Origin of the sequence: Janthinobacterium sp. 13 (assembly GCF_002749695.1) — a bacterium.
GTDB classification, from domain to species: Bacteria; Pseudomonadota; Gammaproteobacteria; order Burkholderiales; family Burkholderiaceae_D; genus Janthinobacterium; species Janthinobacterium kumbetense.
In genome coordinates, this window is sequence record NZ_PEEQ01000001.1 from 5979841 (window position 1) to 5993798 (window position 13958).

A 13958-nucleotide genomic window follows, 5' to 3' on the forward strand; every position below is an offset into this window, starting at 1 on the left:
TGTTTTTCATATGAGGGATAAATTCCCATATATGGAAAATTCAGCACTCACAGAGAACGATACGGAACAGCGGCTGGCGGCCCGTTTAAAACAGTTGCGCGTGGAGCGGGGCTGGTCGCTGGACCAGCTGGCCAGCACCAGCCAGGTCAGCCGCGCGACATTATCGCGCCTGGAAAATGGCGAAGTCAGCCCGACGACAAACGTGCTGGGCAAATTGTGCGCCGCGTATGGCTTGGCCATGTCGCGCCTGCTGCGCATGGTGGAAGACGATTTTCCGCCCCTGCTGCGGCGGGCCCAGCAAAGCGTGTGGACGGACCCGGACACCGGTTTTATCCGCCGCTCCGTCTCGCCCCCGGCGCGGGCGCTGGCCGGCGAAGCGCTCGAATGCGAGCTGGGCGCGGGCGTGACGATCGCCTATGCCGCCTCGCCCCGGCCCGGCATGGAACACCATCTGTTGCTGCAGGAAGGCAAGCTGAACGTGACCGTCGACGGCCGCTCGCACGACTTGCTGGCCGGCGACTGCCTGCGCTACCAGCTGCACGGCGCCAGCGCCTTCATGACGCCGCCGGACAGCGGCGCCCGCTATTTTCTCTTTCTTGTCTGAGGTCGCCATGCCCGCATCGCTGCGCCATTTCTCATCCGCCGACATTCTCGAACGCTTGCCCGAGCTGGGCGCGCTGCTGCAGGCATGCGTGCACGACGGCGCCAGCATCGGTTTTATCTTGCCGTTCGACACGGCGGCCAGCCAGGCGTTCTGGACGGATAACGTCTTGCCGGCCGTCACGCGCGGCGTGCGCCTGCTGCTGGTGGCCGAGGTGGAAGGGGCGGTGGCGGGCGCCGTGCAGCTGGACTGGGATACCAATCCCAACCAGGCGCACCGGGCCGAAGTGCGCAAGCTGCTGGTCGCACCCGCTTTTCGCCGGCGCGGCCTCGCGCGCCAGCTGATGCAGGCGCTGGAAGAGCAGGCGCGCCTCTTGCCGCGCAGCCTGCTGACCCTGGACACGCGCAGCAGCGACCATGCCGAACCGTTGTATTTGTCGCTCGGCTACGTGGCGGCGGGCAGCATCCCCGGCTATGCGCTGGCGCCGGCCGGCGACCGGCTGGACGCCACCACGGTCATGTACAAGCAGCTATAGCGATTTTGTCGCGGCGCGGCGATGAGCTGGGGAACTCAGGCTTTCAGCCGCGCTCTAACGCTTGTGGCAGTGCGGTTTGCCGGCGCGGTGACGACGTGGCTGGCCGGTGCGGTCACCAGGGTGATGCCGTGCGCCGTCTGGGCGTGGTCACGGCTCAGCTTGAAGATGCCAACCGTGCCTGACAGCAGCGTGGCGCGCTGCTGCATGCTGGCTGCCGCGGACGATGCCTGTTCCACCAGGGCCGCGTTTTGTTGCGTTACCTGTTCCATTTGCACGATGGCGGCATTGACTTGTTCGATGCCGGACAATTGCTCGCCGCTGGCCATGCTGATTTCGCCCATGATGTCCGTTACGCGGTGCACGCTGGCCACGATTTCGCGCATGGTGGCGCCGGCCGTGTCGACCAGGCGCGCGCCTGCGTCGACCCGCTCGACGGAGTCGCCGATCAGTTGCTTGATTTCCCTGGCCGCGCCGGCCGAGCGTTGCGCCAGGGTGCGGACTTCAGCGGCCACGACGGCAAAACCGCGCCCTTGCTCTCCGGCCCGCGCCGCTTCCACGGCCGCGTTCAAGGCCAGGATATTCGTCTGGAAGGCGATGGCGTCGATGACGCCGATGATGTCAACGATCTTTTTCGATGAAGCGTTGATCGAGCTCATGGTATCGACCACTTGCGCCACCACTGTGCCCCCTTTGCCTGCCACTGCGGCGGCCGATTGCGCCAGCTGATTGGCTTGCCGTGCGTTATCGGCATTTTGCTTGACGGTGCCCGTCAGTTCGTCCATCGAGGCGGCCGTGCGTTCCAGCGAACTGGCTTGCGCCTGCGTGCGCTGCGACAAGTCCAGGTTGCCGGCGGCGATTTCGCCCGAGGCGCCCGCGATGTCGTGCGTGCCGCCGCGTACCTCGCCCACGATCGTGATCAAGCTGGCATTCATGTCTTTCAGGGCTTGCAGCAGTTGCCCCACTTCATCGCGGGAATCGACGCGGATATGTTCGCTCAAGTCGCCGCCAGCCACCTTGCGCGCCACTTTGACGGCATGTCGCAAGGGCCGCACGATGCCGCTGCTGATGAACCAGGCCGTCGCCAGGCTCAACACGCCGCCGACCAGGCCTAGCGCAATGATCAGCACGCTGGTATCGTGCGCGCGGGCCATGGCCGCCTCGGCCGCCGTGCGCATCTGCGCCGATTGCGTGGTGATCTGCTGGTCGAGTTCGCGCAGGGCTGGTTGTTCTTGCGTACTGTTGCGCGTGGCCTGCAATTGCGCGATGCGCGCATAGCGCTGGTTCACGCTGCTATCGATTTCCCCGCTCACGGTCGACAACTGCCACGTGCTGATGACCACTACCACGGCCAGTAAAAGCGAAGTGAGCAAAAAGCCTGTGGTCAGGCGCACACCGATACGTATGTTTGAAATATTCATGTCCCCTCAGCTGTTGTCCCATGGTGGCCGTCTCCCATGCCTGCGGCATGGCGTGGCGCTTGTCCCCTGAAGTTGCTGGGGTGAAATGAGTGTAGCAGTGCGGTACTAAGTAATCTATAAATATTTCCATATTGGAATTAGTCACTGCCTGTTTAGCAACAGCGGCATGATTTGTTGCCAGATAAAATCACTCGCCGTATTACAGACGCGTCCTACCTCGATACCCGGTATCGTCCGACTGGCGCATGCCGGTGCAGCGCCTACACTGTTCCTTGCACAGACCCGACGGCGGGTCTTTCTTCTTATTCACAGGAGGCTGACATGGCGAATATCCAGGCAGGATCGGACGGTGCGGCAAATGAGGAAATGTCGGCCAAGCGCCTGAACGTGGTCGACTGGATCTCGATGATCCTGTTGATCGTGGGCGGCTTGAACTGGGCGCTGGTGGGCTTGTTCGATATCGATATCGTGGCCCGCATCCTGGGCGCCATGTCGACGGCATCGCGCGGCGTGTACGTGCTGGTAGGGCTGGCGGCGCTGTATTCCATCTATCTGTGCGTGCGCAAGCTGCCGGCCAAGCCCTAGAGTCGTCTGCGTGATTATGAGGCGGCGGACAAGAAGCGCAAGGGCGTGCTGCAAGCGCCGGGAGTTTGATCTGGCGTCACGGGCTTGATGCCGCCTTGTGCGCGTGCATGTGCCAGCCTGCGTGCAGGTTGGCGCACAGACAGCTTGGACGCTGTCGTCGTTGCATATATTTATTGCATGCGCTTACTGCGTGCGCAGATAGGCCAGCAAATCGGCTACCTGCTGGGCGTTGCCGATGCCCCAGAAGCGCATGTTGTTGCCAGGAATGAAGTCGCTCGGTGCTTTCAGGAAGCCGGCCAGGTTTTGCTCGGTCCAGACGATATTCACGTTTTTCATGGCCGCCGAGTATTTATAGTCGGTAGTGGCACCGGCCTTGCGGCCGATCACGCCCGTCAGCTTGGGGCCGAAGCCGCCGCGCGCCGATGGCCCCACCTGATGGCAAGAGGCGCACTTGCGAAAGGCCGCCTTGCCCGCTTCGGCATTGCCCGTGAGGGCGGCAGGAGCGGCCGCCTGTGCGGCGGCGACTGGCGCCAGCAGCAAGGCTGCGGCGGCGAGAGGGGAAAACCAGTGAAAAAGAAATGGGTATGTCATCGGTGAGGCGGAAGTGCACGATATGGCAAGCAATGACGTATTTTACAGGCGGGCATCAAAACCTGTCCGTCAGCGGCGCAGCGATGCCCGGCGGCGCAGGAATGGCTGCGGGAATGGCGGCAGGAAGGGAAGCGCGCAGGAATCGATACGGGATGGCCTGAAGGCCGCTAGCGCTTGCCGCCCTGTGCGCCCAGCGCCGCCATGGCCGACGCGAACACGATGCAGGCGATGGCCAGCCATTGGGTCAGGCTCAGCAGTTCTCCCAGCACGGCCATGGCGGCCAGTGCGCTGACGGCGGGCGCCGCGCTGCTGAACATGCCGAACACGCCTTGCGGCAAGCGGCGCAAGGCAAAGATTTCCAGAGAGTACGGCAGGGCGCTGGACAGCATGGCAATGGCCAGGCCCATCAAGGCAATCGACGGCGCCAGCAGGGCCTTGCCCGAGTAGGTGATGCCGATGGGCACCGTTACCATGGCCGCCACCGTCATGCCCCAGGCCACGGCTTGGCCACCCTGCAAGGTCGAGGCGCGCTTGCCGAAGATGATATACAGCGCCCAGCACAGGGCTGCCCCCAGCGCATACGCCACGCCGACAGGGTCCAGGCTGCCTGGGCTGCCTTGCAGCGGTAACAGTAAATACAAGCCAAACACGGCGCACGCGACGGCCAGCAAATCGCGCGGGCGCCGCGACGACAGCATGGCCACGGCCAGCGGCCCCGTCACCTCGATGGCGACTGCGATACCGATCGGTATCAGCGCAAACGCCCGGTAAATGAGCAAGTTCATCAACCCCAGCACGGAACCGTAGACCAGCAAATTCAGCACATCCTTGTGCGTCAGCCGGTAGCGCCAGGGCCGAAAGATGGCCAGCAGTATCAGCGCCGAAAACCCCACCCGGTACGCCGTAATCCCTTCCACGCCAATGACAGGAAACAGATTCTTCGCAATCGCCGCCCCCAGATTGACGGAAATCTGCCCTCCCAGGACGGCTAGGGACGGGAGCAAGATGCTGTCTGGGAGGGAGGAGGTCGAGGCGGGGGAGGTCATGGGACGGTATTTTAATATGCCTGAGGCTGGCAGTCGCTGGCAGATTGGTAAGCCGAGGAGATTTAACGAGGTAGTTGCTGACATGACTGGTGCATCGCGGCTTCTTTTTCGATATCATGTTGCAAAATACGCTACAGTTGCGGAATTGTTTACGAATGGTCAGAAGTCGCCGCTCCTAATCGAACAGCCTTTACCATTAGCACGTTAAAGATTGATACTAATGCTAATCGGCATTTTGACTAAAAGAGTCGGTAATCAGCTGCAGATTCAATCGGTCAACGCAACACACTGTTCAAATCGTTGAGCCGGTGTTTGGTAGTGTAGCGTCTTCCTGGGGCGCTCGTTGAGTCGTCTGGCTACCGCATCGAGTTGCTCTTGTGAATAAGTAGAAATATCCAGCCCCTTGGGGAAATACTGGCGCAACAGGCCATTGGTATTTTCATTTGAACCGCGCTGCCATGGATTCTGTGGATCGCAGAAGTAGACCTGGATATCGGTGGCCAATGTAAAGCGTTTATGCCCGGCGAGCTCGCTGCCACGATCCCAGGTCAGTGACTTATATAGTTCCTGAGGCAGCCTGCGGGCATTGTCGATCAATGCGTTGACCACCGTTTCGGTATTCTTGGCCGCGACCTTGATCAGCATGACATAGCGCGTCTGGCGCTCAACCAACGTCACGATCTGGCTGTTGTGGCTGCCGCAGAGCAGGTCGCCCTCCCAATGCCCGGGCACTGCTCGATCCGCTGCCGTCGCTGGACGCTCGCTGATCGGCACGGCGTCGACAATTCTGCCATGGTTGTCCGTCTTTTGGGTGTGATGACGAGAGCGGCGCATGGCACGCGTTCGGCGCAAGTGCTCCAGTAACTCCTTCTTTAGGGCGCCTCGGGCCTGGATATAGAGGCTGCGGTAAATGGTTTCGTGCGACACGTGATACTCCTCGTGGCTCGTGAACAGCTGCTTGAGCCAACCAGCAATCTGTTCCGGCGACCACTGCAATTGGAGCTTGCTGGCAACCATGTTGGCCAGCATGCGGTTCTTCGTCAGCTTACAAGGTTTGGGGCGCCGCGTCTGATCCCAAGCATGCTGATCCGCCTGAGTTGCACGATATGCTTCGCGGCCACCATTGCGCTTGAGTTCCCTGCTGATGGTCGATGGTGCGCGTCCGAGGCGTCTGGCAAGTGCGCGAATGGATACGCCGGTAACGATGGCACGCGATACCTCCTCGCGCTCGGCCAGCGTCAGCGCCAGTCTGGAACGGCATCGCTGCGCTGGCCGTATGCCACCAGATTCAGCCAGAATCCGCTGTATCGACGAGTGATTCCGATTAAACAGCTGGGCTATCATCTGCAGAGAGTCGCCTTGCTTCCAGCGTTCCCACATCAAGGCCTTCTGCGTCTCGGTGTAATAAATGCGTGGTTTCTGTTTCATCTTCAACACTCCTGTAACCTAGGAATTTAGGTTAGAGTGTTGCGACCACCGATTGAATCCGCAGCCAGAAGCAGCCATTCGCGTTGACGTGACAATGCGTGACTTTTCTCGCGGGGTGATTCGTTATGCTCATTTGCCGATGGCAGCGAGAAGCCCTGATCGTTTAGGGCATTTTCTGAAAATTGAAAAATGAGATTAAATCTACTTTCGGACATTAATTGGGAATCTAAGATAGACCATGCTTTTAAGGTGGTGGACACAACATCTTTGGCTGATGTGTATTATGGAAAAGGATTGTCTGCGCTAGTGGTAGTGCTGAATTGCCGGGATCCGGAACTTGGCCATAGGCAGCGAATACGACTCACCAAGGCAACTAATACCTTATACATTGATGTTATGTTGGATCTGCAGTTTTTTGTTCAAGCAACGCATGTCGAGCGTCGGAAAGCACTTTACGAGGATGTCACTGGCCAAGTTCGAAAAGTGCTAGAAAAAAGGCGACTGAAGGACTTTGAACTTGAGCGTTTTCTTGCGGACATGGATGCATTGTTAAATAGCCAGTTAAACGGCGAAACCTCCACCCGATTCGACGCCCTTTGCCTGGAACGTGCATCTGGATTTTAACTGAGTACTATTACGGTTGACGAGTGCAGTGTACTTCTGCATACGGCCAAAAGCAGACAGCCAGTACCTTACTTCAACCTCATCAGATTTGTAATGACCTCAACGTTCATATTCTCACCGGATTCATTTTGGCTACGTATTCCGGCACAAGTAGAAACTATTTCGATAAAGCCGTTTGTCACGTCCTTCGGAGAGACTGACGAATTGCTTTGCTATGTGGGCGAGACTTTGCTTGGCAAGATTGTGAAGTCTGGCGACGGTGAGGGAAAAATGATTGCTCTACTGCCTACACTTGACCGTAAGCGTGCATATCTTTGGCCAAGCCCAGATATGTTTTTGCAAGCGTTGTTGCATGTTCTGCGCTGCGAATCCAACGCTGTCTTGTCTTGTGAGCGTGATACCGACCAGGACAAGGTGTTGCCGCTGAGCGAGTATCATGACGTCGCCGCTGTCCTGACTCAGGTGGTTAAATTTAGCAAAGATGGGGCGGGAACGTGTCCAACATTTCTGTATCAGAAACGGTGATGCCGATTCCGGCCAAATCCAGACGTTCACAAGCGACTCGAACTTGTAAAAACTTTAAAATAAAATATGATTGCAATATCTTAATATGCAAATTATCTCTCTGATCATCTGGCTTGGCTTATTATTCACTTCTGCAAAAATAGTGAATTATTTTGCTAAACGTCCCATGTTAAATCCTTGGGTTTGGCTTGCCGCGAGTTATGCCTTGTTTTATATCCTAGGCTTATTCTTTGGGTTGGCGCGACACGCGCCAAATCTTGCGTATACTTCTGGCTACTTTCTTCCGATTACTTTTTTAGCAGTCGTTATTGGAATTTGGCGTGCGCCCAAGTGGCGTGCTGCGCAATTGGCGCTTCCAAGGAATGAGGCGGTGGAGAAAGATGACTGACGGAAAAGAAAATTCATGATTTCGTGAAATTCTGTCCTGAAGATTTATGCTGAGTTCGGCCAAAAGCAGAAAAACAAGGAATTTGTTTCACCTGCCAACAGCGGCAATCTGCCATTTGCAGGCGAAGATAAAGCGCGAATTTACATCATATGAACGAGCATATAAAATCTGAAGTTCACATAACACTAACTGCTGACGAAGCCCTTGTGTTATTTGAGTTTTTGAGGCGCTACTCTGATTCAGGTCAATTGAACATAATAGACCAAGCAGAACAAAGGCCACTTTGGAATTTGTGCTGCATTTTTGAGAAGAAATCAGTAGCTCCATTTAATATGGAATATGGTCAAGCTCTGTTAGAAGCTCGGGCGAAATTGCGTGACGAGGAATAATTTCGAACTTCCTCTTTGGGGCGGAACCTGCCAACGACAGCAGCCAGCCATAAGCCGCCGTTTAATCCGGTCCCGTACACTTAGCAACTACTTGAATTCGCCCTCACCATGCCTTTTTTTCGTGCCTTCGCCATCTGCCTGCTCGCCATTTTGCTCCATCCAATGAATACCTCTGCGAGCGAAGAAAGCTATCGCATTCAAACTCAGTTGGGTGCTATCGAGGGCTGGCGAGTAGCTCCTGAAGCCATACTGCGTTACTGTAACCGTATAGACCCAGCTAACGACGGCACACGGCGCGTCCGATATGAGGTTTGGATAGACGACAACCGCGAACTGATCGCTGGCATTGATCGCCGGTTCTATGAACTCGTCCCGCTGTTTCCGTTGCCACACTCCGGTGCCGATCCTATCGCTTTTGTAAAGGCGCGGTTGATTATGGATATTCTTCGATCGACGTTTCTGGAGAAAACTCCGGATGAGCAATCTGCGTATTGCCAGAGCTACACTGATTCTCACTTCCCCTGGTTTGATAACAGTAGATTGGAACGCGTCCATGCAGCGATCGCGATCTTAGACGAATGGAGCAAGGAACACGACCGAACGCACTGAACTGCAACCCCAAATCGCTTACTTTGATACCAATTATGATTGCTACGTTCACAGAGCGATAAGGCTATTTAGCGGGGGGGCGCTTCGGGGCGGAAGCGGATATTACAAGTTTTACCTGTTTTACAGAGTAAACGCCCCTTTCTTGCATTCATTGGTATTATTAAAGGTGTAAAGTTTAATGTCATTGCTGTGCGCATTGACAATAGTTAAATTAATATGGTGAAGACACGGCAATCCTGCATTTCTTGCTGTTTATCGCGCCGTCTATTTGCTTGTAACTCAGGAGAAGTATTGAATGACTGTTTTTAGTATCGGCAACACCAATTTTGAAGTGGATGTAGCGAAATCAAGCATTAGTCTGGAAACGCATGGCAGCGGCATGCTGGAGCTGAATATCGATATCCATGGCGACGATGATGTGTTCATGCGCTTGACCGAGCCGGAGGATGCGGAATGGTCGTGGGCGCTGTATCCGCCGGTTTTTTTCCTGCATGGCTTGCGCATACAGGAAGGGCCGGGAGGAGCGTTTGCGATCGGGATGCTGGATATGCATCCCGAGGCGGAGGAATCGGGTATCTATATGATGGAATATGGTGACGTGTCGGCCGTCAACATCATTGAATTGTCGGCGGATCGACTAGCCGTGTCGGGTAGGGTGGACTTGTGCGGCAAGCGCCTGCCATTTCATATCGATATGCCGCGCAGATAGTATCGGGGCCGGGCTCCTCGGGATTGGAATGCGCCCCATTGGTGCGCATTCCTCCGGCGGGGCCGGCCCCGCTCCAGTCTGATTAGTCCAGCTTCAACGCCTTCGCCACATCCCCCCACGCCACATACTTGAAGTTCTGCGGTCCATCGGGCAGGCGCTTGTAGCCGTCCTGGATTACCAGCATGCCTTGCGCGTACGCGCCGCCCAGGTTGGCGGAGGTGACGTCCAGACCATCCGTTTCCGAGGTGCCGTCGATGCCGGCGGGCAGGTTGAATCCCACCTTGAAGCGCCCGCGCACTGCATATGGCGCTTGCGCGTCGAGCACCACGTAGCTGCTGTCGCCCTGGCTGGAAACGATCAGGTAGCCGGTGTCCGGCTTGGCGCCTGGCTGGCGGTAGATGGCCATGCCTTCCACGTCGGCCGTCAGGTGCGTGCCCACGGGCAAGACCATGGTGAGGGCGTCCGGCTTGGCGGCGTCGGCCGAGGTGGTCCAGATGCCGCGCGTTTCTTCGCCCAGGAACAAGCGGGCGTTGGCGTCGTCGGCCACGCAGCCTTCCGGTTGGGTGGCGACCTTGAAGCTGCGCAAGAGGGTGGCGCTGAACTTGTTGCCGTTGAAGCCGATGCTGTATTGCTGGAAAGTGCCGTCCTTGTCGTTGATGAACGCTTCCACGCCGCCGCTGGCCGGCTGGTACAGACACATGCCGTAGATGCTTTTCAGGCCCGTAGGGAAGCGGCCCGCTTCCGCCACCACGCCCTCGGCATTGATTGTGAACAACATCATGCTGTTGTCGTCGCGCTGCGTGGCGACGGCCAGGTCGACCTTGCTGCCATTCAACTGGATGTTCTGCCGCACGTCGACGTTGTTCAGGCGGCCCACTTCCAGCAGCTGGGTCTGTTTGCCTTGCCGGTCGTAGACCAATAAGCCTTGCTTCTTGTTGGTGCCGAGGATGCGCGCGTCGGCCGGGTTGCTGGACAGCCAGATGGCCGGATCATCGGCCGCGTCGCCCTGGCGCGCCATCGGCTCCGTCTGGGCTTGCGGGGCGATGATGGCTACCGCAGGCTGCGTTTCCGCCTTGCCAGCCCATTTCAAGGGCCGCGCCTGCCAACCGTTCTTGCCGCGCAGCAGCAAGGAGTCCTTGTCCAGCGCCAGTTGGCTGTCGCCCTTGCGCACGTTCAAGGCGACGGCTTGGGCTGGCTGCGCCGTCCACTTGCCGCCCTGGTGTGCCAGCAGGTGCAGCTTGTCCGCCTTGCCATCGAGCACGGCGACGCCGCCCGGCAGCACGGCCAGCGCGCCGGCGCCACCGTCCAGCTGGCCATACGGCTTGCGCAGGGCGACTACTTCGCGCTTGCCCATGCCTTCGGACTCGGCGTCATACGCCCATACGCCCATGTTGGACTCGCTTACCAGCAGGCGCTGGGCGCCATCGTCGACCCGGCAATGCTTGGCGTGCGGCGGCAAGGCCAGTTTGCGGACCAGGCTGCGCTGCTCGTCCTGCATCACCCACTGTTCGGCTTGCCCATCCTTGCCGATCAAGAACAGATGGGCCAGCTGCTGGGCGTCGCGGTACAGGCACGACGCTTCCACGGAAAACGTCGGCACGGGAAACGGAGCCAGGCGATTCAACTTGCCGGCCTGCACGTCGACGGAGACGGGCAGGGGGCGCTGCGTGTCCGCCTCGAGGAACACGGCCAGCACCTTGCCGCCATCGCTGCGCGTGTCCAGTTGCTTGGCGCGCACGGCGATGCGGTCCTGTTCCAGACCGGCTGCGTTGAACAGGCGCAAGCCGTGCTTGTCGAGTAGCAGCCAGCCGCCGCCGGGCAGGCGCGCCAGTTCTTCCGCTTCCTGCGTGAAGGAAGGCACAGCGTTGGCAGGCGCGGCTTGCGCCGTGCCCGCGAGGCAAAAGGCAGCCAGCAGGGCGCTGCAGAGTACTGTTTTTTTCATATTGTTGGAAATCATCATCAGAAGGCGCTGGCTTTCAGGCTCACTTTAAAGGTGCGGCCATATTGTTCGTTTTGCACGTTGTATTGCTTCGTACCCTGGTAAACATAGTATTTCTCGTTGTTCAGGTTGGCCGCCTCGAACATCAGCTGGAACTGCTTGTTGATCTGGTACGACAGCGAGAAATCGAGCTGTTTCTGACCGGCGACGATATGGTCCTGGCTTTGGTCGAGGATGTCGTTGCCCATTTCCAGCAGGTAAGGCGACTTGTAGTTGAGGGCCAGGCGGGCGCTGACCGGGCCCGTTTCATAGCCCAGCATCAAGTTCATCACCTGGTTCGACTGGCCCGGCAGGCGGATGTCGCGGTTCAGCTGCTTGTTGCTGGCCTTGTCGAAGCGGCCGATTTGCGCGCTCGAGGTGCTCAGGGTGCCGTTCACGCCGACGAGGAAACGATTGAACGGCGCCGGCAGCATGCGCAGCGGCTGCATGTAGGCCAGTTCGATGCCCTTTACTTTGGCCGCGTCGCCATTCGCATAGGACGTTGCCGTCGTGTAGCCGGCCCACTGTCCCGTGCCGGCCAGGTTCGTCGTGTACGTGAAATTCTTGATGTCCTTGTAGAAACCATACGCCGACATCACGCCGTCATTGCCCAGTACTTTTTCGATGCCCAGGTCCAGGTTGTTGGCCTTCAGCGGCTTCAAGTCCGGGTTGCCGATCACGGCTTCCGTGTTGCTGGCCAGGCTGATGCCGGGAGCCAGCTGGCTGAAGTTGGCGCGCACGACGGCTTGCGTCCAGGCGGCCCGCACGCTGGTATGTTGATCCAGGTCATAACGGGTTTGCAGGTTTGGAAGCCAATTGGTGTACGAGCGTTCGCGCGTCAAGGCCGTGGCGACGCCGGCGCTATCCACCTGCGAGCCGGCCGCTTCGAAACTGGTGCGCTCGGCGCGCACGCCGCCCAGGATGTGCCAGGCGTCGAAGTCGTAGCTGTTTTGCACATACATGGCGTTGATGTCTTCATGCATGCGGTAGTCGTTGATGATGGACTCGGTCGCCAGGCGCGCCTTGGTGCGGTCCAGTCCCGCTACGCGGGCGCGGATGAGGGACGGGTCCAGGGCCACGCCGATGTTGCCCAGGTCGTAGTCGAGCGTGTGGCCTTGCACGAAGTTGCTCATCGACGTGGAACCGGCGCCCCAGTAATTGCCGCTGGAAGCCTTGCTGCTGTTATATGCCCATTGATCTGTGTCATTGGTTTTTTCGCGGCGGCTGACTTTCGCGCCGAACTTCAGGGTGGCGATGTCGAACTTGCGGGCCAGGTCGATGCGCGCGTGGTGTTCATTGTCCTTCGAATAGCGTTTTTGCAGGGTGATGGCGTTGAGCGCGTAGCTGGCCGGGTCGTACAGCGAGGCGGGGCCGCTCAATTTCGGTTCCTGCGTATCCGTGAAACTGATGCCGGCGAAATTGCTGGTGCCGCGGAAACGGCCGTCGTTCAGGGATTCCGGCGTGTCTTCCGTGGCGCGGCTCAGGCCGCCTTTCACGTCCAGGGTCCAGTCGCCCGATTTCTGCTGCGTGCCCAGCACCAAGGAACGCACTTGCTGCGTGTACTTGCGCTGGCGGATGCGGCGCTCGGCGCGCGCGCTGGCCGTCTGGCCTTCGGCCAGGCTGCCGCCCGCGATATTGCTGATGGTCAGGCGGTCGCGCACTTCATTGTCGGAAAATTCGCTGAGGAACGAGCGCAAGAACCAGCTGTTGCCCGCTTCGGGACGGTAATCGAGGTTGACGGCCAGGGCGCCGCGCTTGCGCACGGGCAGGTAGTCGCGCAATTCCAGGCCCGACAATTTACCCTTGCTCCAGGCGCCGCCCGTTTCCACGTCATCCGAGCCGAACGAGCGCTTTTCCGCGCTCAGGCCGGCTGCCACGCCCAGCTTGCCGTCGAGGAAGCGCTGGGCCCACAGGGCGCCGCCGCTGGGGCTGGTCTTGCCCGTCTTTTCATCATAGCTGGCGCCCACGTTGGCCGACAGCAGCTTGCCCGGCAAGTCGAAGGCGGACAGCGACTTGACTTCGACGGTGGCGCCCAGCGAGTTGGCGTCCATTTCCGGCAGCAAGGTCTTCGAGACTTCCAGCGTGCGGATCAGGCCGGCAGGCAGGATGTCCAGCGCCACGGCGCGGCGGCCCGCTTCCGGCGACGGCACCAGCGCGCCATTGATGGTGACGGCGTTCAAGTCCGGGCCCAGGCCGCGCACGGTGATGTAGCGGCCTTCGCCCTGGTCGCGCTGCACGGACACGCCCGGCAAGCGGGCCAGCGCCTCGGCCGCGTTTTTGTCCGGCAAGCCGCCGATATCGTCGCTGCTGATGACGCTGATGATGTTGTCGGCTTTCTCTTGCGCGGCGATGGCGTTGCGCAGGCTGGCGCGCTGGCCGCTGACGACCACGGTGGCGGCCGGCTGGCCATCCGCATCTTGCGCTTGCGCATGGCTTTGGCCGCTGAAGACGGCCATGATGCCGAGGGCCACGGCCGTCAGGCGCAGCGGGGAGGGGAACGATGTGTGCATGGTTTTCATGAAGAGCTCGGTT

General features: G+C 59.0%; 14 protein-coding genes. 8 read left to right on the top strand and 6 right to left on the bottom strand.

What is annotated here, in order from left to right; all coding sequences use genetic code 11:
* Nucleotides 1–31: 31 nt before the first annotated feature.
* A complete protein-coding gene (locus tag CLU94_RS26240) occupies nucleotides 32–604 on the top strand; it encodes a helix-turn-helix domain-containing protein (RefSeq protein ID WP_099667829.1) in 573 nt (190 codons plus the stop codon).
* A gap of 7 nt (nucleotides 605–611) precedes the next feature.
* Nucleotides 612–1136, top strand: coding sequence for a GNAT family N-acetyltransferase (locus CLU94_RS26245; RefSeq protein WP_099667830.1), 525 nt, complete (start codon nucleotides 612–614; stop codon nucleotides 1134–1136).
* A 35-nt stretch (nucleotides 1137–1171) separates the two neighbouring features.
* Here CLU94_RS26245 and CLU94_RS26250 read toward each other — a convergent pair whose 3' ends face one another.
* A complete protein-coding gene (locus CLU94_RS26250) occupies nucleotides 1172–2554 on the bottom strand; it encodes a methyl-accepting chemotaxis protein (protein WP_099667831.1) in 1383 nt (460 codons plus the stop codon).
* A gap of 321 nt (nucleotides 2555–2875) precedes the next feature.
* Between CLU94_RS26250 and CLU94_RS26255 the strand changes: the two genes are divergently transcribed.
* Nucleotides 2876–3139 carry a DUF378 domain-containing protein gene (locus CLU94_RS26255; protein ID WP_218965320.1) on the top strand — a complete coding sequence of 88 codons (264 nt, stop codon included), beginning with the start codon at nucleotides 2876–2878 and terminating at the stop codon, nucleotides 3137–3139.
* A 183-nt stretch (nucleotides 3140–3322) separates the two neighbouring features.
* Here the strand turns inward: CLU94_RS26255 and CLU94_RS26260 are convergent, their stop codons facing one another.
* From CLU94_RS26260 to CLU94_RS26270, 3 genes are all read right to left on the bottom strand, one after another.
* Nucleotides 3323–3730 carry a c-type cytochrome gene (locus CLU94_RS26260; RefSeq protein WP_180278783.1) on the bottom strand — a complete coding sequence of 136 codons (408 nt, stop codon included), beginning with the start codon at nucleotides 3728–3730 and terminating at the stop codon, nucleotides 3323–3325.
* A gap of 167 nt (nucleotides 3731–3897) precedes the next feature.
* A complete protein-coding gene (locus CLU94_RS26265) occupies nucleotides 3898–4776 on the bottom strand; it encodes an EamA family transporter (protein ID WP_180278784.1) in 879 nt (292 codons plus the stop codon).
* 267 nt (nucleotides 4777–5043) lie between these two features.
* Nucleotides 5044–6204, bottom strand: coding sequence for an IS30 family transposase (locus tag CLU94_RS26270; RefSeq protein WP_099667454.1), 1161 nt, complete (start codon nucleotides 6202–6204; stop codon nucleotides 5044–5046).
* A 189-nt stretch (nucleotides 6205–6393) separates the two neighbouring features.
* Here CLU94_RS26270 and CLU94_RS28225 point away from each other — a divergent pair, with 189 nt between their 5' ends.
* The 5 genes from CLU94_RS28225 to CLU94_RS26295 all read left to right on the top strand — a co-directional run bounded on the left by CLU94_RS28225 (nucleotide 6394) and on the right by CLU94_RS26295 (nucleotide 9448).
* Nucleotides 6394–6828, top strand: a complete 435-nt coding sequence (locus CLU94_RS28225) for a hypothetical protein (protein ID WP_143451556.1) — start codon at nucleotides 6394–6396, stop codon at nucleotides 6826–6828.
* 93 nt (nucleotides 6829–6921) lie between these two features.
* Complete coding sequence (locus CLU94_RS26280; protein WP_099667833.1) at nucleotides 6922–7353, top strand: hypothetical protein; 432 nt, start codon at nucleotides 6922–6924, stop codon at nucleotides 7351–7353.
* An 85-nt stretch (nucleotides 7354–7438) separates the two neighbouring features.
* Complete coding sequence (locus tag CLU94_RS28230) at nucleotides 7439–7741, top strand: hypothetical protein (RefSeq protein ID WP_143451557.1); 303 nt, start codon at nucleotides 7439–7441, stop codon at nucleotides 7739–7741.
* A 497-nt stretch (nucleotides 7742–8238) separates the two neighbouring features.
* Nucleotides 8239–8739, top strand: coding sequence for a hypothetical protein (locus CLU94_RS28235; protein ID WP_143451558.1), 501 nt, complete (start codon nucleotides 8239–8241; stop codon nucleotides 8737–8739).
* A 295-nt stretch (nucleotides 8740–9034) separates the two neighbouring features.
* On the top strand, nucleotides 9035–9448 hold the full coding sequence (locus CLU94_RS26295) for a hypothetical protein (RefSeq protein WP_099667836.1): 414 nt from the start codon (nucleotides 9035–9037) through the stop codon (nucleotides 9446–9448).
* A gap of 82 nt (nucleotides 9449–9530) precedes the next feature.
* Here CLU94_RS26295 and CLU94_RS26300 read toward each other — a convergent pair whose 3' ends face one another.
* Together CLU94_RS26300 and CLU94_RS26305 are read right to left on the bottom strand one after the other, a co-directional pair.
* On the bottom strand, nucleotides 9531–11390 hold the full coding sequence (locus CLU94_RS26300) for a phytase (RefSeq protein WP_099668511.1): 1860 nt from the start codon (nucleotides 11388–11390) through the stop codon (nucleotides 9531–9533).
* Between the two features lie 17 nt (nucleotides 11391–11407).
* Nucleotides 11408–13945 carry a TonB-dependent receptor gene (locus CLU94_RS26305; RefSeq protein WP_099667837.1) on the bottom strand — a complete coding sequence of 846 codons (2538 nt, stop codon included), beginning with the start codon at nucleotides 13943–13945 and terminating at the stop codon, nucleotides 11408–11410.
* Between the last annotated feature and the right edge of the window lie 13 nt (nucleotides 13946–13958).